This window comes from Ekhidna sp. (assembly GCF_039940915.1).
Classification (GTDB): Bacteria; Bacteroidota; Bacteroidia; order Cytophagales; family Cyclobacteriaceae; genus Ekhidna.
In genome coordinates, this window is record NZ_JBDVFO010000002.1 from 1,559,776 (window position 1) to 1,580,149 (window position 20,374).

A 20,374-nucleotide genomic window follows, 5' to 3' on the forward strand; every position below is an offset into this window, starting at 1 on the left:
AAGAAATAAAACTATGAAACGAAAAATTATATATCTGATATTACCGTGCTTGTTAATTATGAGCACGAGTTGTGATGAGGATTTCTTGGAACGTACGCCTACAGATGCAATTGCAGCAGGTGATGCGTTAGCATCCGCTGGTAACATGAGATTGGTAATCAATGGACTTCACCGTCTATTGTATGCTCAGGCTCAGACTATTTTACCTGGAGGATCTTCTGGTCGTTCTGGTGAGCACTATTGGGTTCCTGTTGATGATGCCATGGTAGGTGGAATTATTCACTCTGCACCAGGTAATGGATGGATGAGAGCTGACCTACAGTGGAATGCTCATACACTTCCTACATCAACAACGGTGACACAAAGATGGTACCAACGTTATCACATCATTGCGAGTGCAAGTGCGATCATCAACAAGGTAGCTGAAGAAGGTACTCCTGTAGATCCAGATTTAGCTGATATTTTAGGTCAAGCTTATGCATACCGTGCTTATGCTTACTATGATTTGATTACGCACTATGCAAGAGGATATTTAGTTGGTAATCCAGCTACAGATCCTGGAGTTCCGTTGCAAACTGGAACAGCTCCTCCTTACACTAGTGGGCCGAGAGCTACCGTACAAGCAATATATGATTTGATGGAAGCTGATATAGATCAGTCTATTGCTTTCTTTGGATCAGCGTCTCCTCGTTGTACTGGTGGTACAGACTGTAAGTCGAATCTGAACATAAATACTGCACATGGCCTGAAGGCTAGAATAGCATTTTCTAGTGGAGATTGGGCTACTGCCGCATCTTCAGCTGTTGCTGCTAGAGCAGGATATCCTTTGATGAGCGAAACTGATTGGAAGTCTGGTTTTAATACACTAGACGTAGGTGAAGTGATTTGGGGAAGTAATGTGATCAGTACTGAGACTGTTTTCTTCCGTTCTTATTTCTACCTAATGTCTAATACATTTAATGGTAGCCAGAACAGAGGAAATCCTAAAACGTTCAACATTGCAATGTATAACCAAATACCAGCAACTGATTATCGTAGAGATGTAGTATTGCCATTGGCACCAAATACTAACCCATCTGCGAATAATGATCAAGGTGGAAGTTTTACAGTGGATCCAAACTATGACAATGAAGCTGACTTCTTGAGAGTTAGAGATTCGATCAGAAGCATTTACGGTACTAACAGTACAGGACATAACACGCATCCATACATGCATTACAAGATGAAAAACAAAGCACCAGGAACAATTGATCCTGATGATATCATCCTAATGCGTTCAGCTGAGATGTATCTGATAGAAGCTGAATCAGAATTAATGCAGAATAACATCCCTGGAGCTCAGGCTGCACTACAAGTGCTAGGTGCTTCTAGAGATGCTGCTTACAATGCTACAGCGTTTGCCACTACAGGTGCATTGCTTGATCACATCAAGTTCCAATGGTATGTTGAGATGTATGGTGAAGGGTTTGGATACGAAAATCACCTGAGATGGGATGATCCAATCGATCTAACTGGTTCAGGTGCTGATCCAACTTACTACGGTGATGGTTTCACGCAAGCTGCTCCGTCTACAAACGGTGAGTGGATTTGGAAGCTTCCTCAAGATGAGATTGATGCCAATCCAAACTTGACAGAAGCTGATCAAAACTAATCAGTACAGAATTAATTTATATTTAAAAAGCTGCCTCCTTTATGGGGGCAGCTTTTTTTATTGTCTGATAGGCAAGTATCACGACCATAGATATAACCTCAGAGCATCAACTCAGAGCGTTTACAGGACTTGATAGCAAATCTCAGGGTTCTTTTAGCTCGATAGTAGAAAGAGTCTTAAACAAGCTAACGATCACCTTCACAGGCGACGTACAGTCTCAAGTACTCTTATTGCTTTTCTTAACCTTCCGATTGCTATGGTTTGACTTTTAGGGCCGACGTATTAGATTGATCTTCAAAAAACACTTCTATTCGTTCGTTGAGCAAATAGGATTATTCGTATGTTTCAAGTCGATGCCTCCAAAAGTATCAGTTACATACTCTTCAGTCCTCTTAGAATCGTTAGTTGAATTGTCTGTATTGTGAAGCCATCAATTACACAGTCGCAAGAATACATCCTGTTTATTTACTGCGGGGAACTCAAAAGATTGCGTGTTCAAAAAACTTTTTAGGACTGGTATTCAGGAAATACTTGAAATCCTTAATCACATGGGATTGGTCGTAGTACCCACATTGGTAGGTCAATTCTGTTAAACTAATGTTTCCATGCTCTACATAGGTATTGATGAAGCAATTGATCTTCTCAATTTTACAAAACTCTTTTGGCGTAAGCCCCACCTCTCTGTTAAAATGCTGCTCTAATTTCGATTTGCTGACATTTAATGAAGAATAGATCTCCTTCACGGAAATAGTGCCCGAGGTTTCTCTTATCTGCTCTATGGAGTCTAAAATCGTATAGTTATAATCATACAGTCCATTCACATGATCCAATACATCGCCAATCATATCACTGGCGCCATAAATATCTTTAGTCTTGGAATACTTGCATATAGAACTTAGTTGCTGCTTATCCAATGTTAATGTGAATACGCCATTCGATATTTCAGACAGCCCTTGTGCTATTTTTCTTGCGTAGATAGGATTAATTTTCAAGATTAAGCACTTCGTATTGGCAGGCATCGGAATCTCTGCTCCTCTCCTTCTCGGCATAAAGAAGTAGGCTTTATTTTCAGATAAGCGTAGTGATCTTACGCTACCTATGCAACTAAACGTAATTTCATTCTGCAATGGAATTATGATTTCAGCTTTATTATCTGGCACAAGCACATGAGTTGTGTTGTTTTCAGAACCAACTATCTGGGCAATTTCTTCCACGATAGCGATTTTTTCCGTTAGACCTACCTTTTGAGTATACATTTTGGTGACATGTTCGTTACCACCGAAACGTATTCAAAGGCCTTGCCACCTATTGATTTTCATATACACCTGTAAACAATCGTGATTCTTTATATAAAGAATTCCACTTTTTAATCCTTAAGAAAAACATAAGGTGGGGTTTTGCCTATTTCGACTGTTCTACTGCTCGATATTGGGTTGGAGACATTCCAGTCTCGCTTTTAAACGCATTGTAAAAAGAAACTTTGTTGGAAAAGCCACATTCTTCTGCGATCGCTTCTATCGTATAGTGGTCAAATTTTCCACCTATTAACAGTTCTTTCGAGTGCTCGATCCGAAATGCGTTGATAAACTTATTGAAATTCCCACTCCCAAATCTATTGATGGCACGAGAAACCATTCGCTCGTTGGATGCTAGCTCTTGAGCCAAATCTGAAAGCTTAAGGTTTTTATTGAGGTAGTACTTTTCCGCGTTTACTAACTCAATCGTTTTATTAAATATCAATGTGAGTTCGTCCTCATCATCAATTACTTTGTCTTCATCTCTGCTTTGAGGATGACGTTTGGCATACAACATAAGGGCAATTCCCAATAGGGTCAAACCTATTGCAATCATAATCCAGTTCACTTTGAGTCAGTTGCTGTTAAAACAAACATTAAAGCTAACAACCCTCATTCGTGAGAAAAATCTTCTTTTTTACAGTTCGATGGTTTCCAACCTTTTTTACAATTATCAAAAAAGGGTCAGCTCTATTCTTGTATTCCTCTTCATACTTAACAGAGGGGTATCGGGTTGTTATCCGACCCCTCTTTTTTATGATCGGTCAAATACCCGCCTTGAAATCCCACTTTTGAATTATTTAAAGAATAGCATTAGAATAATTATAGGATATTTCAAACTTAATTACCTGTAATGCATTTTTTTCTCTGAAAAGTGTACATTTGATAGACCATCAGCTATAATTGACATGGAAAAGAAGAAAAGAGACAACTGGCTCAATTTCAAAAACATCATCCATTACGCATTTGCCGATATGTGGCGGAGTATGTGGCAGTTTCTTCTCAAAAGACAAAATAGATTCCACAAGCATCATATGCACCATGATGAATAAGATATAAACTCTAAGAAATATATGAAGTCGGCTTTTGCCGACTTTTTTTGTTTAAATAAATTCACCTCGCGCAACCATTAGCATTTTAGGTGCATCTACCCCATGAAGGTCAAAACCATGCTGCGAATTAACAAGTCACTAACCGAAGAAGAATTGCTGGAAGGCTGCCGTAAAGGCAAGGCTTCCTCGCAGCGTGGCCTATACGACCGACTGGCTCCCAAAATGTTGGGGGTATGCCTCAGGTACATAAAAGACCGTGAAGAAGCGGAACATGTTATGATCGGAGGTATTGTAAAGGTTTTTGATAAACTAGATCAGTTTAAAAGCGAAGGAAGCTTTGAGGGCTGGGTAAGGCGAATTATCGTCAATGATTGCTTGATGTACATTCGGAAGAATAGAAACATGTCACTTCAGACAGATATTGAAACAGCCACAGACAGTCCCAACCTAAGCGTCATGGAAGACGCATTGGACAAAGAAGACCTGCTGAAGCTGATTGGAGAACTCCCTGTAGGCTACAGGACAGTTTTTAATCTCTATGCGATAGAGGGGTATAGCCATGCTGAGATAGCAGAGCAACTGAATATCAGTGAAAATACTTCTAAATCTCAATTGAGCAGAGCCAGAAAGTGGTTGCAAACCCGACTGGCAGAATTGGAAAATGAACTTGAAAACAAGATTACAAATGGATCAACATAAAATTGATCGGTTATTTAGGGAAAAACTAGACCAGATAGAAGGCACGCCTTCTCCAAAAGCTTGGTCTCAGGTTGAGAAACAGATAAGACCAAAGAAAACACCCATAGTTTACTTGGTAGCAGCATCTGTATCTCTATTGCTTATCTCATGGATAATCTGGCCGGAAGACTCCCAAGCAAATCTGACCCCAATTGCATCAGAGGTGAATCGCCCGGTAAATCAGAGAATCCCTGATTTTGTGATTCCAGAAATTGACGGAGCGGAAGACAAGCAAACCGAAGGAATGAAACCTCTCCAAAAAACTACACAAAGACCGCAAGTTCAAACTCAATTTGCCTCGAATAAGTCTATGGATGAAAATCCTCAAATACAAAAAGACCTGGTTCCGGAAATTGACAATGTAAGTACAGAGGCAGTGGTAGCTGAAGTAGAAATGGAAGAGCCTGTGATCTTGGATGAAGTGAAAGAAGTCATAGAAAAACCAGCCTTTAAAGCGGTTAAAATAACTTATATCGCATCTAACAGTAACGGTAAGAAAACTGAGGGTGAAGCACAAAAAAACGACTCTACTGGGGTATTAAAGAAGTTCATTGCTTTTACAGAGAAAATAGCCCCCGGAGATATGTTGGCTGACATGAAAACAGCCAAGGATAATCTGCTCAATGGTGGATTGAAGAATAAAAAGGAAAGAAGCTCATTATAAAAGACTAAAAAGATGAAAAATACACAGATAAAATATAGACGGATGAAATCATTGATCGCCCTTTTGGCTCTCCTGGTGATATTGCCAGCTTCGGCCTCTAGCATTGCCCTGTCCAACACTAAACAAGACACTGTAATCATAGAGCTCAATAACAACAGTAAAATTGTAATCATCACAAAGAGTAGAGACGATCTGGCTTCTCTGGAGAACTATGACATTAATCAAATGGTGAAAGATTTGAATAACCAACTCTCTGACAGTGTAGAATATATGGAAATCAAAGACGGAAAAGCATACGTGAATGAAGATGATGAAGTAGAGATGAAAGATTGGAAAATCAATGATGATGAAGTAAGAATAAAACTAGGTGGAGTAGAGGTAGACGTAGACACAGATGAAATGGATCGATGGGACGAGGATGACTGGGAAGATCGTAAGAAAGTAACTTACGAAGCAGATCGTGTCGACAAAACCACACATCACTTCAATGTAGATATTGGCCTTAACAACTGGCTTGAGGATGGAAGTTTTCCTGCAGGCAACTCACCGTACTCCATCAAATCATTTGGATCTTGGTATGTGGGACTTAACAGTACCAACAGAACCTGGGTAGGTGGTCCGCTCTTTTTGGAATGGGGTGTAGGAATAAACTGGTACAACTGGAAGTTAGAAGATCCAGATTACATCATCCAGGAAGGCGCAAATGAAATTGAATTCAACCTTGCTCCAGCTGGTCAAAACGGCACTAAAAGTAAACTGACTGCCTCTTACATCAATGCGACGTTCGTACCAATGTTTGATTTTTCCAGAGGAAGAAGAAAAATCACCAGCATTGAATCCGGTGGGATAAGAATCAAAAAATACTCGCGAAAAGGTTTCCGATTCGGCATAGGTGGTTACGCAGGATATAGAATAGGTAGTCACACCAAGTTCAAGTACAAAGAAGATGGTGATAGAGATAAGGATAAAGAAAGTGATAATTTCTTCCTTGAAAACTTCCGATATGGTCTTCGAGCACAAATTGGATGGAAAGGCGTAGAACTGTTTGCCAATTATGACTTAAACGACGTATTTACTTCAAATAGAGGCCCAATAAATGCAGATGGCAACAATGCAAGCCTCAGTGCTATAAGCTTCGGAATTACATTATAAGAATTAGTCATTTAGCATCAGCAAAAGGCGTCGCTCTTCAGTGACGCCTTTTTCATGTCTCATCGTGTAAGGCTTTTCTCTCTTGTTTTGTTAATCGCATGTCACGTACAAACTTATCTTCTGAAGGTCTCAAAAATGAATACTGCACAAGCACCACAAAGTATGCTATTACAAAAATAAATGAGGCTTGAATCCACATTGCTCCTACAGAAATCAACCCTCCGCACGCTAAAATGCCATATTTCATCAAATTGCGTTTCTTAAACTCCCTCATCTTTTCCCCTACGTTCATTTCATCTTTCAATTGATACCGCACCTTCTCCCCTTTCCACACATACCAGCAAGCATAACCAACCACCCAAACCAATTGAGCAAAAAGAATAAAGAAAACACTGGTCATTGAATGGACCTCCTTATCAGTTGTTGAGTCCCATTCAAGAAAAAGTAATGCGAATGGAATAAGAGTGATAGCGATTATGCCATGATAAATCTGGTACAATTGGTGATGATAATCCTTCCAGCGACTGGGTGTTACTTCCATGTCGCAAATGAAGTGAAAAATCCAATTACAACCATTTTCTGACAAAAGACGTATATTACAATGATATCATTTTAATATCATTTAATATTTTGATTATGAAAGCGATTACTACAGCCCTACTCATTCTATATATCGTACCTCTATTCGGACAATCCTTTACAGAAACGTCGGTAGAAATCGAGGCTCTGAGGGGAACACTAAGCATCCCAAACAAAAAAACAAATACCGCTATCCTAATCATCGCGGGTTCCGGGCCTACAGACAGAAACGGAAATAGTGCGATAGGTATGAACAACAACTCTTTGAAAATGGTAGCCCAGGAAATGGTAGAAGAAGGTTATGCCGTACTACGTTATGACAAACGAGGCATAGCAGAGAGTAAGGGTGCTGTAACAGATCTAACAAGTGTCAGGTTTGATGATTTCGTAGGAGATGCTAAAAATTGGCTGACATTTTTAGTAGAAAAAGGGTATCCAAACATAGTTATTGCAGGTCATAGCCAGGGATCACTCGTTGGGATGCTTGCAGCGCAAGGAAATGAAAAAGTAAAGGGATTTATCTCAATAGCCGGTCTGGCAGAAGATTCTGGGGAGGCTATAGTCCGTCAACTACAGGCACAATCTCCCGTTTTGGGCGAAGACGCCAGAGTGAACATTGATTCGATGAAAGCTGGATACACGGTCACGCAGTTTAATCCATACCTGATCTCAATATTTGGTCCAGCAATTCAACCTTTTCTGAAATCCTACATGGCATATACGCCTTCGGAAGAAATAAAAGAACTGGATATACCTGTACTCATCATTAATGGAACCACTGACCTTCAAGTAGATATTCCACAAGCAGAAAAACTGAAGGAATCTTATCCTAAAGGTCAGCTACTCATCATAAAAGAAATGAATCACGTGCTGAAAAATGCACCAAAAAACGATTTGTCGGCAAATGCGGCAACTTATAACAATCCAGACTTGCCTCTCAGCGAAGGCTTGATATCCGGTATGCTCAATTTCATTGATAAACTTTAAAATCAATTACTATGCAATCACAAGAAAAAAACCATACACCCGCTTCCGGCTATTTAGCCATTTTCTTAAACCTCGCACTTCTTGGAACCTTTATCACGATGGTTTCTTTAACGCAACAACCCATCTGGTTGCTTCTCTTGCTACCATGGTTAATCATGATGCCTGGTTTTTTCTATGTGAACCCTAACGGCTCACGCGTCTTAGTACTCTTTGGTAAATACATCGGGACGGTACGTGAAAATGGCTTTTACTGGGTAAATCCCTTTTACGTAAAGAAAAGAATTAGTCTCCGTGCACGAAACTTCGACAGTGAACGAATCAAAGTAAACGACAGCATCGGTAATCCGATTATGATTTCTGTTATTCTTGTTTGGCGCGTAAAAGATACTTTTTCAGCTGCTTTTGAGGTAGACGATTATGAAAACTTCGTCAGAGTACAGACCGATGCTGCCGTAAGAAAATTAGCTGGCAGCTATCCGTATGATAATTTCGATGATGAGCAAGCAGATGTCACTTTGCGATCAGGCATAAAGGAGGTGAATGAAGATTTGGAAAAAGAATTGGATGAACGTCTGGCCATTGCAGGAATTGAGATATTGGAAGCCCGCATCGGATACCTGGCATATGCTCAGGAAATTGCAAGCGCGATGCTCAGAAGGCAACAAGCAACTGCTATTGTAGCTGCAAGACACAAAATCGTCGAAGGAGCTGTAAGCATGGTAGAAATGGCCTTAGAGCAGCTTAAAGAAAAAGAAGTTATTGAACTGGATGAGGAACGTAAAGCAGCAATGGTGAGCAATCTAATGGTTGTCCTTTGCGCTGATAAGGATGTTGCTCCAGTGGTCAATTCAGGCACCTTAAATCATTGATAAATCATGAACAATTATAAATTCATTAAGCAAAAGGCATTTGAAAAAATGGATAAGTTTGAAAAGCGTGTAAATGAAAGTACCACTCAGGGATGGAGGATAAATGGTTTTTCCAGTGACCATGGTTCCATTACCGTCCTTCTGGAAAGGGAACGATAAACCAACGTCATGAAAGGCAAATTACTTTTTAAGGAAGAACAAGGCTTTGTGGGCACCTGGATGTGGTATCTGGTGATCGGCATTTCAATCCTCTCTGTTGGGGGTACCGCTTTAGGCTTGGTGTTTAAGTCAGATGAAGAAGGTGTAATAGGTTTGATTTTAGCAGCTGTAGTTACCGCTGGGGTTGTCGTGCTATTTTATTCATCAAAGCTTTATGTTTCGATTGATCAGGATCATCTTTATTACCGATATCCGCCCTTCGTAAACAAGGAGAAAAAAATCTCAAAGGATGACATAAAAGAAATGTATGTTAGAAAGTATAAGCCTATACGTGAGTATGGAGGGTGGGGCTATCGCTTCCGATTCAAGTCTGGACGAGCGATGAATGTAGCTGGAGATATTGGCCTACAGCTTGTACTGAAAAACGGCAAGAGATTATTAATTGGTACCCAAAAACCAGAAGCGATGAAGCAGGCAGTGAGTAGATTGAAGGAAAACTGGGAAATAGATGGCTAAGAAAAAACCATTCGCCCTACGTCTAAACGAAGACACAATGAAGGCCCTCGAAAAATGGGCAGCAGATGAGTTTCGCTCAACCAACGGACAGATCGAATGGATCATTCACAAAGCGCTAAAAGAGAATGGGAGGTTGAAAGACAAATAAGCCGATCAATGATCGGCTTTGGATTCCCTACTGCCCTACAAAAAACATGGCGTTTACCATCAACAGTTTTCCATTTTGCCAGAAGGATCTAAAAAGTGGATTATCTACGATATGCACAATCTGCCCACTTCCTTTATTTTCTACACCGAAGATAAGCGTTTTGGCCATGTCTTCTTTAGCATACTTTCCAGAAAAACCACTCAGAAGATCTTCCTTACCTACTACAATGCCTACATTATTTCCATCCAAATAAGCTACTCGCCTGGATCCTGTTTTTAAAGTGTAGTATAAGTCACCATAACCAAAGGCAAGCGGATGCGTCTTGTCCATTTTCACTTTGTATATCGCTCCAGGTGAAAATCCTTTGATAAACTCTCTTTCTTGATTTTCAAAAGCCACCAGACGTGCCTTTTCCTCTCTTTCCGTTTCTTTTTTTTCTGCTGCTTTCTTTTCTGCATCATCTACATATGCTGAAAGTGAAGAATGATCACTGTCTTTAAGCTTGTTCAAAGCACCATCCACGGCTATTAGCTTTCCTCCGGCAGAAACCCAATCCATCAATTTCTTCATCTCTCGCTCCCCAAAACTTCCGTACCAACCACTTTGCATAATCATCACATCATACTCAGACAGGTTCACTTGCCTGAAGTAATCCGTTCCTAAAATGGTGACAGGGTAATCGAGTTCTTGCTCCATAAAATGCCAGGTGGCACCAAATGCCAACGAAGAGGTACCATCTCCGCTCAACAAAGCAATTTTAGGACGTTTAAGATATCTAACCGCAGAGGAACCAACATCAGGCCCACCATCCATAAACCCAGATTGAATCACTGCAAGAGATCGTTTGTGATCATTCGCAAGTGCTGTAATCTTATCTTCAAAGTTGCGAACTCCTTTATTATCTCTTCTGGCAATTATCAAACTTCCTCTCTCAAACGATTCCCCTTTATAAGTCATTGGTTTATGGGTGAAGCGTACCTTGATATTTGCTTTCAGCAAAGCTGCCATGAACCTTGCATCATCCATGCTATTCCATTTGCTCACAAAGGCGTAAGCCTTTTCAGGAGCTGCAGATGCCTCATAAATCGGTTGAGGTACCTCATTTATAGGGATCATTTGCGAAGATGCAAATGCCTGAATTCCGTAGGCGTAAGGCACACCCCATGCCGTAATATCATAAGTCACTGAATCTACCAGTTTGGTCTGAGGTTCCAATAAAATGTGAGCCAATGTGGCTTTTGGTTGATTCATATTTATTACCAGATCATTGGCATTTATTGAAAAACTCGCATCTCGTCCTGACTTATAATCATACCCTTTTACTCCACGTCCTGAGGCACTTCCATACCTGATTCCTTGATTGTCCAACCACTTCTTTAGACTGTTGAATTTGTCAGTATTTCCATCATACTTCAATACAAATGTTTTGTATTTCAATGAAGAATTATCTCCAAAGAACTTACCGAACTGACTCAGCAGCCTATCCGCATTGTTTACAGTTATTTCTATGGTGGACAGACCGGTAGTGTAGTGATGAGCAATGCGATCTTTGAGTGTAAGACTATCTCCCTCCTGCTTGATTATTCCCAAACCAGCTCTTCCATGGCCTGCTTGCTCATAGGTCATGCCAATGGAGCCATTATAGCTGGGATACGTGTCACCATAACTGGGATATAACAAATCGAAAAATTGTTTAGTGAAATAGAACCAGTCGTTTGCATCAAAATACTTTGCATGATTACGGCCTATTTCTGTTTGAAAATCTCGCTGAAATGTGGTTAGCAGCTCGTGATAAGGCTGAGCTGCTGGTGCAAAATAATAGGGGGAATTTATGCCTTGCTCATGAAAATCTACATGAATCTGTGGCAGCCATTGGTTATAGACTTTTATTCTACTTTGGCTCTCAACCTGCGTCTGCCACGCCCAATCTCTATTCAGATCAAATAAATAGTGATTGGCTCGACCACCCGGCCAGGGTTCATTATGCTCCAATGCGTTTGGATCAGGATTATAGGGCTGACTGGCATTTTGCCAGAAAAAATTCACATACCTATCTCTTCCGTCAGGATTGATACATGGATCAATCACCACAATAGCCTTCTCTAGCCAGCCTCCTTTATCTGTATCTTCCTTTATCAATTCATAAATTGTGGCCATGGAAGCCTCTGTAGAAGACGACTCGTTCCCATGCACGTTGTAACTAAGCCAAACAATTGGAACATTGCTTTCTGCTTCTCCTTCAATAATTCCTGCTCGCTTGAGGTTATCCGTTCGAATGCTTTCAAGGTTTGCTAAATTTTCTTTGGAGGACACAAAAGCTAAGAGCAAAGGACGACCCTCATACGTCTTCCCGTACTGCTGAAGGGTTACCTTTTCTGATTTCTCGGATATATGTCTGTAGTAATCTACAACTTGATGATGTCTTGAAAATTTATCTCCTAGCTCATAACCCAAAAATTCTGCGGGGCTTTTGAGTTGCGCGAAAAGAATAATTGGCAATAGGAAGGTAATTGTTATGAAGGTTCTCATTGATTATTAGTTATACCGCCAAATTAAATCGATTAAATACATCCAACAAAACCAAAAAGTGTTGGACGGTTATTTCCTTAGAGGTAATCAAAAGATTATATTTGAAATACTTGCTTCACCGCATTATGCTAAATAAACCACTCTTATTTCCGTTATTGCTCTTCTTCGCCATTTCTTCAGCAACATCTCAAACTACAAGAGTAGATAGCTTAAAAAATGCACTTCTTGAGGCAGAATCTGACACTTTAAAAATCAGCATTCTGATTGATCTGGCCTATGAATCAGCGGATGAACAAAACCAATTGAAATATGCGGGTGAGGCTTACACATTAGGTAGGCAAACAAAATCAATCAAACACAAGGGTCGATCTAGAGTAGTTTTAGGTTTATTCTACTCAAATATTGATATGGATTCCAGTATCCACTTAATGGAATCAGGCGCTGAGTTATACCTCCAAAATGAATTGATGAGTCATGCCGTTAATGCTTATTACATCATTGGCGTTACTTACGAAATTGAAAATCAGCTTGATTCCGCCATTTCCGTCTACAAAAAAACCTTCGAGATTGGTTCCGAGCACAAAGTTCACCCTGAATATGGAGATGCAGCCTATGCTTTAGCCAATATTTTCAACATCAGGGGTAAGAATGTGGACGCATTACGTTGGGCGATGAAGGCGAAAGCAGCATATGAAGAAGGAGGCCTGAAAAAAGAGGTAAGCCAGGCACTAAATCAAATGGGCATTATATATGATCAAAAAGGTCTTTTTTCAGAGGCTTTGGACAGCTATCTCCAGGCACGTGAACTTGCCATTCTATCTGAAGATATTGATGGAGAAATTTTAATAAACAACAACTTAGGAGTCATTTATGATAACATGAATAATTCTGAGATGGCCTTGGAGTATTACAGTGATGCCCTTGAAAAAGCTCGAATACATGATATGCAGACCAACGAGGCTACGCTTCTCAATAACCTATCCTACATCCATTTAAAGAATGGGGATACCCTCAAATCAATAAATCTCCTTAAAAAGTCCCTTGCCATCGATCTTTCATACGATTATCCATGTTTCGAGAGCTATCCATTGGAAGGAATGGGCGCCATCTACATTGGTTTAAATAAACTCGATTCAGCCGAAATCTATTTGAAAAAAGCGCTGAAAGTTTCCACAACTTGTGAAGATGCAGCTGTTATAGCTTCCGTGCAAACAGATCTTGGAAAGCTATACGCTAAGCAAGGCAAACCGAAAATGGCCAACATAGCATTTGAAAAAGCCCTAAAAATAAGTAGAGCCTCAAGCTTTAGAATAGAAACTAAAGAAGCGCTAAATGCTTATTATCATTTTCACAAAGATTATGGCAATACGAATATGGCCATGAGGTACTTAGAAGAATATCAAACATTAACCGACTCCATTCATCAGGAAAGTCAGGTAGAAAAAGCTACTCAATTGGCCGCTGAATATGAATTCCGAAAACAAATAGCTAAAATGGAGCAGGAACGACTTGAGGCTGAGAAAAAATTAACAAATGAAATTGAGGCGAAATCTTTTGAAAATCGCCTAGTCCTGCTGGCGCTCTTTCTCTTTATCCTTTTAGCAATAACACTTGCCAGATCCTATTTCTTTATTCAGAAGCAAAACAAGAAGCTGAAATGGTTGAATGATGAGAAAAATAAACTCATGGGCATCGTTGCTCATGATCTCCGCAATCCACTCAATATGATTATTGGATTGATGCCCTTATTTCAAGATGTCACTAAAAAGCTTTCTGACGCAAATCTTAAAAAATATGTAGAGCTGCTTGAAGCATCCTCCGAAAGGATGCGAAGTATGATTGACCGGGTGCTAGACATTAGTGCAATTGAGAATATGAAGGTTAATCTAAAGTTGGAAAAAACCAATCTGTCTTCTTTGACATATGAATCTATCCACAACTTTGACATCATTGCATCGCAGAAAGAAATTCAAATTATTGATAAGATAGATAAGTCAAAAGAGTGCTTCTCAGAAGTTGATCCAGATTACCTAGTTCAAGTCATCGACAACCTACTTTCTAATGCAATCAAATTTTCTGAAAGGGGAAAAAACATCGAAGTTTCGCTTTTATCCGCTAATAATCATCATGAAATAGTTGTAAAAGACCAAGGTCCGGGCATAAGTCAAGAGGAACAAAAAAATTTATTTCAAGCTTACACCACCTTAAGTTCGAAGCCTACAGAGCAAGAAAAATCTACTGGCCTTGGTTTATCAATAGCCTACAAATTTGTTGAGGCTATGGGCGGGAAGATTACCTGCAATAGCACACCAGGTAGCGGCACCTCGTTTAATTTAATCTTCCTGAGAGCATAGACTATCCCATTTCAACTCTCACGCGATCTGTTAATGGTTTTCCAATACATGTGAGCACATAACCTTCATCCAATTCATCCTGGGATAGACCTTCAGCTTCATCAATACTGATCTTTCCTTCGACACATTTGCCGCGACAAGCAGTACAAAGTCCACTCTGGCATGAGTATGGCATATCCAGGTCATTATTAAGTGCGGTGTCTAGAATAGACTCATTTTTCTTTACGGTAATGGCATATTCTTCTCCATCCAGCAAAATTGTAACCTCACTTTCTGAGCTAGTCTCTTTATCAATTATTTCAGACGGTGAGGTCTTTCCTGCTTCGAAGCTTTCCATTCTTACTGCCTCCTCATCGATACCGAATTCCTCAAGGCCTTTGGCAACCACATCCATCATAGGCTGAGGGCCGCATATATAAAATTCCGAATTTGAATCCGCAGAAATGGCTTTGCATATCTCTCCTATCATTTGAGGAGTAGGCCTTCCACTGTAATCTGCATCCCCTTCTTCCAAGATATGAATAGCCTTAAACCTGCCGCTGTATTTATCTTCTAAAGTGGATATTAGCTCTTTGAAGATGACAAACTCTTCTGTTCTGTTTCCATACACCAGGGTTGCCATACTATCTGGCTCTTTCAAAAGAATTGACCTGATGATAGACATCAAAGGAGTGATTCCACTTCCACCACCAAAAAACACTGTATTGCGCTTGTTTGAAGACACATACTCTGTTGTAAACATCCCCATCGGCTCCATAATTTCCAACCGATCCCCTGCTTTTGCATGGTCATTGAGCTCGTTGGACATTGCTCCTCCTTCTACTCTTTTAATGGTTACTGCCGGATTTTCATCTTCAAAAGGAGTGGTACATAAAGAATAGGCTCTGCGTATTTTCTTTCCGTTTACTTCCTTGATGATCGTAATAAATTGACCTGGCTGATAATCGAAAGATTCAGGTTTTTCAAAAACGAGGTTAACCGCGTCTTTGGCCACATCTACAACTTCTTTGATAGTCAGAATTTGATACCGATCGTCTTTCTTGTTTTTGTTCTTTTTGAATAATGAGAATGCCATAGTTTCAATTTTAAGGGCGCAAAGATAATTCTACTGATGAGGTCAAGCAAGTAAACATGATGAGGTACTTTTGTGTTCCTTTTTATCGAATATAATTTCATGAAATGAGCATAATTCTCAAAGCACCAATTTTGGTAAATGTTGATAATGTGAATTCCATGTGTGCCGATGAAAACAAACACTATATACATGAATTTAAATCCACTTGAAGGCATCTCGCCAATTGACGGAAGATACAGATCCAAGGTATCTCAACTTGCTGATTATTTTTCAGAAAAAGCACTCATCCAGTATCGAGTAAAGGTTGAGGTGCTCTACTTCATCGCCCTTCACGAGAGTGGCATCCCGCAGCTCCAAGCATATGATTATGCCCACAATGAAAGCCTAAAGAATATTTATGAGTCTTTTTCTCTGGAAGATGCGGAGGCGATTAAAGAAATAGAAAAAACAACTAATCATGACGTAAAAGCTGTTGAATACTTCCTCAAAGAAAAGTTTGATACTCTTGGACTTCAGGAGTTTAAAGAGTTTATCCATTTCGGGTTGACATCTCAAGACATCAACAATACTTCCATTCCTTTATCGCTCAAAGACGCCTTGGTAGAATCATTTCTTCCAAAATTAGAAGAGATGATTGATGTATTGGAAACAAAGTCTCATACATGGAAGGATATCCCAATGCTTGCGAAAACTCACGGACAGCCCGCCTCTCCTACTCGACTCGGCAAGGAAATAATGGTTTTTGTGCAAAGACTAAAAGAACAACTCCTGCTGCTCAAGCAAATTCCTTTTGCCGCCAAGTTTGGTGGTGCAACCGGAAACTTCAATGCTCACAATGTTGCTTACCCAAGTCTGGATTGGCATGCATTTGGAAATAGTTTTGTTTCTGAAAAACTTGGACTTGTGAGAAGTCATCCCACCACCCAGATAGAACACTATGATCATATAGCGGCTCTTTTTGATTCAATGAAAAGGATCAACACAATTCTGATTGACTTTAGCCGAGACGTATGGCAATACATATCAATGAATTACTTCACGCAGACAATCTCTAAAAATGAAGTGGGTTCATCAGCCATGCCTCATAAGGTAAATCCGATTGATTTTGAAAACGCAGAAGGAAATCTGGGCATAGCAAATGCCCTTTTTGAGCACTTGAGTGCTAAACTTCCAATCTCTCGGCTTCAAAGAGATCTTACTGACTCTACAGTTTTACGAAACATTGGCGTACCAATCGCTCATACCTTCATTTCACTTCTTTCACTTGAAAAAGGGCTGTCAAAGATCAACGCCAATGAAGCTGTGATTCATGCCGACCTTGATGACAATTGGGCTGTGGTTGCTGAAGCTATTCAGACCATTTTGAGACGTGAGGGGTACCCAAAGCCTTATGAAGCATTAAAGGCGCTTACAAGGACCAATGAGGCCATCACAGAAGCTTCTATCCAGGCATTCATTGATGGGTTAAATGTATCAGAAGAAATTAAAAACGAGTTGAAGTCTATTACTCCGTTTAACTATACTGGCAGATAGTTTACGCTACACCTGCTAAAAGATATAGCACGGCCATTCTAACGGCTACTCCATTCTCAACTTGTTGAAGGATAATGGAATGATCAGAATCTGCAACGTCACTTGTGATTTCCACGCCTCGATTGATTGGCCCTGGATGCATTATGGTAATTTCCTTTTTAAGCGAATCAAGTAGTTGCTTATTGACACCAAAATACTTTGAATATTCCCTTAATGAAGGAAAGTATTTCATTTGCTGCCTCTCCAATTGAATTCGAAGAATGTTAGCTACATCACACCATTCAAGTGCTTTTCGGATATCAGTTTCCACTTTTACACCGAGCTCTCCGATATGTTTAGGAAGTAAGGTAGCAGGCCCACATACCATTACCTCAGCTCCTAAGGTTTGCAAAGCGAAAATGTTTGAGAGTGCGACTCTTGAATGGAGGATATCACCGATAATTACTACTTTCTTTCCTTCCACTTGTCCACACTTTTGCTGAATGGAAAAGGTATCCAGGAGGGCTTGAGTGGGATGCTCATGTGTACCATCTCCTGCATTCACAATGTTTGCATCAATATGTTTTGCCAGAAAGTGAGGCGCTCCGGGGCTAGAATGCCGCATGACCACCATATCTACCTTCATAGCTAAGATGTTGTTTACCGTATCAAGCAGGGTTTCCCCTTTTTTTACAGAACTGCCAGAAGCGGAAAAATTGATTACGTCAGCGGATAATCTTTTCTCCGCTAGTTCAAAAGATAACTTTGTACGTGTAGAATTCTCAAAGAATATATTGGCAACCGTCACATCTCTAAGTGATGGTACTTTCTTAATGGGTCTATTGATTACTTCTTTGAAGTTGGCTGCTGTTTGAAAAATAAGTTCAATATCCTCTCGATCGAGGTTTTTTATCCCTAAAAGATGTTTGGTTTTGAGTTGACTCATTCTTCTTTCGTGATTAACCAAATATGATCTTCTTTTTGTTTTTCATCTAGTTCAACTAAAACTTTTTGTGATTGAATTGTATTCACCTTTCTCCCTACATAGTTTGCCTCGACCGGAATGTCTCTACTGTACAATCTATCGATGAGTACCAGTAACTCTACTTTCGCAGGTCTTCCAAAAGTGCTCATGGCGTCTAGGGCGGATCTAACGGTTCGCCCTGTAAACAAGACATCATCTATTAGAATGACATTCTTATTTTCAATTAAAAACGGAATTTTAGTTTGGCTTGGAGTGATGGGCTCATCTCTTCTTCTAAAATCATCTCTATGAAAAGTTGTATCGAGGTACCCCAGATGTATTTCATCTTCAATAAGGCTCTGGAGCTCATCTCGTACGCGCTCAGCCAGATGTATACCTCTTGGTTGCAATCCAATGATTACCGATTGAGAAAAATCTTCATGAACTTCAATGAGTTGCTGACACAACCTGCTGATTGTGACCTTGAGTAGTGGGCTATCGAAAAGCAGTCGCTTTTGCATGAGTAGTTATTCCCACAAAAGTAATGTTTAACAATTAATTTGCCCGCCTATCCAGATCGTATTGAATTTTATTGATGTAAAAAACTTTTCTACTCGCTCGAATTCCCGATTCGGTCGTACGCTTTATCGATTGTTCTCCATACGCATAGAGTGTCTCATCATACCATCTTTTTAACCCTTCAACATTAGGGTCTTTGTTTTTGAGTTTATCCGTCTCAAATGATAGACGTACCGGATTAAAAGTTCTACCTTCTATTATTTCATTGCCTTTGACCACTTTAGATCTAATCTCATTTTCTTCTAGATACATCAATATTACTCGGTCGCCTGACGCGCTTACAACAACATTTTCATCCAAGGAGTAGCTTTGAATATCCTCAATCTTAAAAGTTTGATCCCACAGGATGTTACAATTTTGATCGAATCCTAAAACTACTGCATGTGTGTACTTATAACCCAAAAAATACGGATTCCTGCCAGCACGTGGAGTATACCCATATCCAGTGTATGGAGAGTTGAAGTTATTGCTTGATGCCGAGTAGTTGTATCGAGGATAATATGCCTCAGCGATCATAATGTACTCTCCGTCTCGCTCAAGGATTTTATGAACCAGCAGTCGGTAGTTAAATTTTTTGATCTTGCCTTTGGATCTCTTTTTTTCGATTTTATTCATTATCCTCTCTTCTCTCTTTGGCCTAAGATGTCCGAAAAAATTATTCAAATCTGCAAAGGGGTAATATTTATTAAACTGCTGTTGACCGTTGATAAACTTGCTCAAATAGAATCCTTGACTATACTGATCAGACTTTTTTGAGTGGGTTCCGGCCAGGTATTGGAGACCTCCGGCAAAAGTTGTACTTGCAGCATCTAGCAGACTTTTCCTCTCCCCTGGATTGATGAGGTTATCTTGTATTATTTCTGCCTTGTCTGTAAATGTCCTTACCCGAACGGTAAATTTCTTATTCCTCATTTTTTCGGCAAGTATTACGGTGAAGAGTTTGGCTTCTTCATCGACTACCAAATCGAGGATGTCATTTTTGTTATCATAAAATCCCGGAACTACCCGAGGGATACGATCATTAATATTATAGGTGATCACCACAGGCCTAAAATTCGCATAACCTGCAATAAGCAATGTTTCTCCTACTGATTCGAAATGCGAAATCGCAATTGGAAAGACTGTTGTTATCTCGTAAGCTGTGTATTCTAAAGTGCTGGCTACAAATTGATAGACAATCAAATCCTCGGTTCTAAACCTACTCTTACTAAATAAGAGATAAAACCTTCCATCAAAATATTCATACCCCAGAATGGAGCCACCTGGTGGAAGAACCAGATTTTGAGCCCAAACTACTTGCAGTGCGGTATCTACCAGATGCAGCTTCCAGATAAGACCCTTCCCACCTGCACTTTCTCCTGTCTCTTCAACAACCAGAATTCCATCCGTTTCACCTGGAACTACAAAATATTCTGAGTCATCACTTCTTTTTTCGAACTCTATGCGATTTGGCTGTAAGATTACCGCGCTTGTGTCTCTGTTCTTCTTACGCTGCGAAAAAGTAAAAAGTGGTAACAAAATCAGAACAATCAAAATTTTTCTCATAACTAA

The 20,374-nt window shown here is 39.9% G+C and carries 20 protein-coding genes; 12 read left to right on the plus strand and 8 right to left on the minus strand.

Going from position 1 to position 20,374, the window contains the following annotated elements; all coding sequences use genetic code 11:
* Positions 1-58 precede the first annotated feature (58 nt).
* Complete coding sequence (locus ABJF57_RS11970; protein WP_462229328.1) at positions 59-1,651, plus strand: RagB/SusD family nutrient uptake outer membrane protein; 1,593 nt, start codon at positions 59-61, stop codon at positions 1,649-1,651.
* Between the two features lie 479 nt (positions 1,652-2,130).
* On the opposite strand, the gene ABJF57_RS11975 is transcribed toward ABJF57_RS11970, so the two are convergent.
* Together ABJF57_RS11975 and ABJF57_RS11980 are read right to left on the minus strand one after the other, a co-directional pair.
* Positions 2,131-2,907: a helix-turn-helix domain-containing protein gene (locus ABJF57_RS11975; protein WP_462229330.1), complete on the minus strand. Its 777-nt coding sequence runs from the start codon at positions 2,905-2,907 to the stop codon at positions 2,131-2,133.
* 145 nt (positions 2,908-3,052) lie between these two features.
* Positions 3,053-3,502, minus strand: coding sequence for a helix-turn-helix domain-containing protein (locus ABJF57_RS11980; protein WP_462229332.1), 450 nt, complete (start codon positions 3,500-3,502; stop codon positions 3,053-3,055).
* A gap of 352 nt (positions 3,503-3,854) precedes the next feature.
* Here ABJF57_RS11980 and ABJF57_RS11985 point away from each other — a divergent pair, with 352 nt between their 5' ends.
* From ABJF57_RS11985 to ABJF57_RS12000, 4 genes are all read left to right on the plus strand, one after another.
* Complete coding sequence (locus ABJF57_RS11985) at positions 3,855-3,998, plus strand: hypothetical protein (RefSeq protein ID WP_462229334.1); 144 nt, start codon at positions 3,855-3,857, stop codon at positions 3,996-3,998.
* Positions 3,999-4,115: 117 nt separating this feature from the next.
* Positions 4,116-4,697 carry an RNA polymerase sigma factor gene (locus ABJF57_RS11990; RefSeq protein ID WP_462229336.1) on the plus strand — a complete coding sequence of 194 codons (582 nt, stop codon included), beginning with the start codon at positions 4,116-4,118 and terminating at the stop codon, positions 4,695-4,697.
* Positions 4,684-5,400, plus strand: coding sequence for a hypothetical protein (locus tag ABJF57_RS11995; protein WP_462229338.1), 717 nt, complete (start codon positions 4,684-4,686; stop codon positions 5,398-5,400). Before ABJF57_RS11990 ends, ABJF57_RS11995 begins: the two co-directional genes overlap by 14 nt.
* 12 nt (positions 5,401-5,412) lie before the next feature.
* Positions 5,413-6,552: a porin family protein gene (locus tag ABJF57_RS12000; protein ID WP_462229340.1), complete on the plus strand. Its 1,140-nt coding sequence runs from the start codon at positions 5,413-5,415 to the stop codon at positions 6,550-6,552.
* Positions 6,553-6,604: 52 nt separating this feature from the next.
* Here ABJF57_RS12000 and ABJF57_RS12005 read toward each other — a convergent pair whose 3' ends face one another.
* The gene (locus ABJF57_RS12005; RefSeq protein WP_462229342.1) at positions 6,605-7,093 is read right to left on the minus strand and encodes a hypothetical protein; all 489 of its coding nucleotides are present in this window, start codon (positions 7,091-7,093) and stop codon (positions 6,605-6,607) included.
* A gap of 95 nt (positions 7,094-7,188) precedes the next feature.
* On the opposite strand from ABJF57_RS12005, the gene ABJF57_RS12010 reads away from it, so the two are divergent.
* The 5 genes from ABJF57_RS12010 to ABJF57_RS12030 are packed head-to-tail and all read left to right on the plus strand — an operon-like array spanning position 7,189 to position 9,810.
* Positions 7,189-8,118: an alpha/beta hydrolase gene (locus ABJF57_RS12010; protein WP_462229344.1), complete on the plus strand. Its 930-nt coding sequence runs from the start codon at positions 7,189-7,191 to the stop codon at positions 8,116-8,118.
* An 11-nt stretch (positions 8,119-8,129) separates the two neighbouring features.
* Positions 8,130-8,987 (plus strand): SPFH domain-containing protein, encoded by an 858-nt coding sequence (locus tag ABJF57_RS12015; protein ID WP_462229346.1) that lies wholly within the window; start codon positions 8,130-8,132, stop codon positions 8,985-8,987.
* A 6-nt stretch (positions 8,988-8,993) separates the two neighbouring features.
* On the plus strand, positions 8,994-9,146 hold the full coding sequence (locus ABJF57_RS12020; RefSeq protein WP_462229348.1) for a hypothetical protein: 153 nt from the start codon (positions 8,994-8,996) through the stop codon (positions 9,144-9,146).
* Positions 9,147-9,155: 9 nt separating this feature from the next.
* Complete coding sequence (locus tag ABJF57_RS12025) at positions 9,156-9,662, plus strand: hypothetical protein (protein WP_462229350.1); 507 nt, start codon at positions 9,156-9,158, stop codon at positions 9,660-9,662.
* Positions 9,655-9,810 carry a type II toxin-antitoxin system antitoxin gene (locus ABJF57_RS12030; RefSeq protein WP_348282693.1) on the plus strand — a complete coding sequence of 52 codons (156 nt, stop codon included), beginning with the start codon at positions 9,655-9,657 and terminating at the stop codon, positions 9,808-9,810. The genes ABJF57_RS12025 and ABJF57_RS12030 overlap by 8 nt, the downstream gene beginning before the upstream one ends.
* Positions 9,811-9,837: 27 nt before the next feature.
* On the opposite strand, the gene ABJF57_RS12035 is transcribed toward ABJF57_RS12030, so the two are convergent.
* Positions 9,838-12,339: a M14 family metallopeptidase gene (locus ABJF57_RS12035; RefSeq protein WP_462229352.1), complete on the minus strand. Its 2,502-nt coding sequence runs from the start codon at positions 12,337-12,339 to the stop codon at positions 9,838-9,840.
* Positions 12,340-12,464: 125 nt separating this feature from the next.
* On the opposite strand from ABJF57_RS12035, the gene ABJF57_RS12040 reads away from it, so the two are divergent.
* Positions 12,465-14,693 (plus strand): tetratricopeptide repeat-containing sensor histidine kinase, encoded by a 2,229-nt coding sequence (locus tag ABJF57_RS12040; RefSeq protein ID WP_462229354.1) that lies wholly within the window; start codon positions 12,465-12,467, stop codon positions 14,691-14,693.
* Position 14,694: 1 nt separating this feature from the next.
* Here ABJF57_RS12040 and ABJF57_RS12045 read toward each other — a convergent pair whose 3' ends face one another.
* A complete protein-coding gene (locus ABJF57_RS12045; RefSeq protein ID WP_462229356.1) occupies positions 14,695-15,768 on the minus strand; it encodes a 2Fe-2S iron-sulfur cluster-binding protein in 1,074 nt (357 codons plus the stop codon).
* Between the two features lie 189 nt (positions 15,769-15,957).
* On the opposite strand from ABJF57_RS12045, the gene purB reads away from it, so the two are divergent.
* Entirely contained in the window at positions 15,958-17,301 is a 1,344-nt protein-coding gene (gene purB, locus ABJF57_RS12050) for an adenylosuccinate lyase (RefSeq protein ID WP_462229358.1), read from the plus strand.
* A gap of 1 nt (position 17,302) precedes the next feature.
* Here purB and ABJF57_RS12055 read toward each other — a convergent pair whose 3' ends face one another.
* Genes ABJF57_RS12055 through ABJF57_RS12065 form a run of 3 tightly spaced genes read right to left on the minus strand, consistent with a single transcriptional unit; the run spans position 17,303 to position 20,368 of the window.
* Positions 17,303-18,226 carry an aspartate carbamoyltransferase catalytic subunit gene (locus ABJF57_RS12055; protein ID WP_462229360.1) on the minus strand — a complete coding sequence of 308 codons (924 nt, stop codon included), beginning with the start codon at positions 18,224-18,226 and terminating at the stop codon, positions 17,303-17,305.
* Entirely contained in the window at positions 18,223-18,765 is a 543-nt protein-coding gene (gene pyrR / locus ABJF57_RS12060) for a bifunctional pyr operon transcriptional regulator/uracil phosphoribosyltransferase PyrR (protein ID WP_462229362.1), read from the minus strand. The genes ABJF57_RS12055 and pyrR overlap by 4 nt, the downstream gene beginning before the upstream one ends.
* Before the next feature lie 34 nt (positions 18,766-18,799).
* Positions 18,800-20,368 (minus strand): hypothetical protein, encoded by a 1,569-nt coding sequence (locus tag ABJF57_RS12065; protein ID WP_462229364.1) that lies wholly within the window; start codon positions 20,366-20,368, stop codon positions 18,800-18,802.
* Positions 20,369-20,374 lie beyond the last annotated feature (6 nt).

Coding starts and splice junctions, on each gene's coding strand:
- ABJF57_RS12025 (WP_462229350.1), top strand. CDS start 9,156: ATGAAAGGCAAATTACTTTTTAAGGAAGAACAAGGCTTTGTGGGCACC.
- purB (WP_462229358.1), top strand. CDS start 15,958: ATGAATTTAAATCCACTTGAAGGCATCTCGCCAATTGACGGAAGATAC.
- ABJF57_RS11995 (WP_462229338.1), top strand. CDS start 4,684: ATGGATCAACATAAAATTGATCGGTTATTTAGGGAAAAACTAGACCAG.
- ABJF57_RS12055 (WP_462229360.1), bottom strand. CDS start 18,226: ATGAGTCAACTCAAAACCAAACATCTTTTAGGGATAAAAAACCTCGAT.
- ABJF57_RS11970 (WP_462229328.1), top strand. CDS start 59: ATGAGCACGAGTTGTGATGAGGATTTCTTGGAACGTACGCCTACAGAT.
- ABJF57_RS12030 (WP_348282693.1), top strand. CDS start 9,655: ATGGCTAAGAAAAAACCATTCGCCCTACGTCTAAACGAAGACACAATG.
- ABJF57_RS12035 (WP_462229352.1), bottom strand. CDS start 12,339: ATGAGAACCTTCATAACAATTACCTTCCTATTGCCAATTATTCTTTTC.
- ABJF57_RS12045 (WP_462229356.1), bottom strand. CDS start 15,768: ATGGCATTCTCATTATTCAAAAAGAACAAAAACAAGAAAGACGATCGG.
- ABJF57_RS11985 (WP_462229334.1), top strand. CDS start 3,855: ATGGAAAAGAAGAAAAGAGACAACTGGCTCAATTTCAAAAACATCATC.
- ABJF57_RS11990 (WP_462229336.1), top strand. CDS start 4,116: ATGCTGCGAATTAACAAGTCACTAACCGAAGAAGAATTGCTGGAAGGC.
- ABJF57_RS11980 (WP_462229332.1), bottom strand. CDS start 3,502: ATGATTGCAATAGGTTTGACCCTATTGGGAATTGCCCTTATGTTGTAT.
- ABJF57_RS12010 (WP_462229344.1), top strand. CDS start 7,189: ATGAAAGCGATTACTACAGCCCTACTCATTCTATATATCGTACCTCTA.
- ABJF57_RS12020 (WP_462229348.1), top strand. CDS start 8,994: ATGAACAATTATAAATTCATTAAGCAAAAGGCATTTGAAAAAATGGAT.
- ABJF57_RS12015 (WP_462229346.1), top strand. CDS start 8,130: ATGCAATCACAAGAAAAAAACCATACACCCGCTTCCGGCTATTTAGCC.
- ABJF57_RS12040 (WP_462229354.1), top strand. CDS start 12,465: ATGCTAAATAAACCACTCTTATTTCCGTTATTGCTCTTCTTCGCCATT.
- ABJF57_RS11975 (WP_462229330.1), bottom strand. CDS start 2,907: ATGTATACTCAAAAGGTAGGTCTAACGGAAAAAATCGCTATCGTGGAA.
- ABJF57_RS12005 (WP_462229342.1), bottom strand. CDS start 7,093: ATGGAAGTAACACCCAGTCGCTGGAAGGATTATCATCACCAATTGTAC.
- ABJF57_RS12065 (WP_462229364.1), bottom strand. CDS start 20,368: ATGAGAAAAATTTTGATTGTTCTGATTTTGTTACCACTTTTTACTTTT.
- ABJF57_RS12000 (WP_462229340.1), top strand. CDS start 5,413: ATGAAAAATACACAGATAAAATATAGACGGATGAAATCATTGATCGCC.
- pyrR (WP_462229362.1), bottom strand. CDS start 18,765: ATGCAAAAGCGACTGCTTTTCGATAGCCCACTACTCAAGGTCACAATC.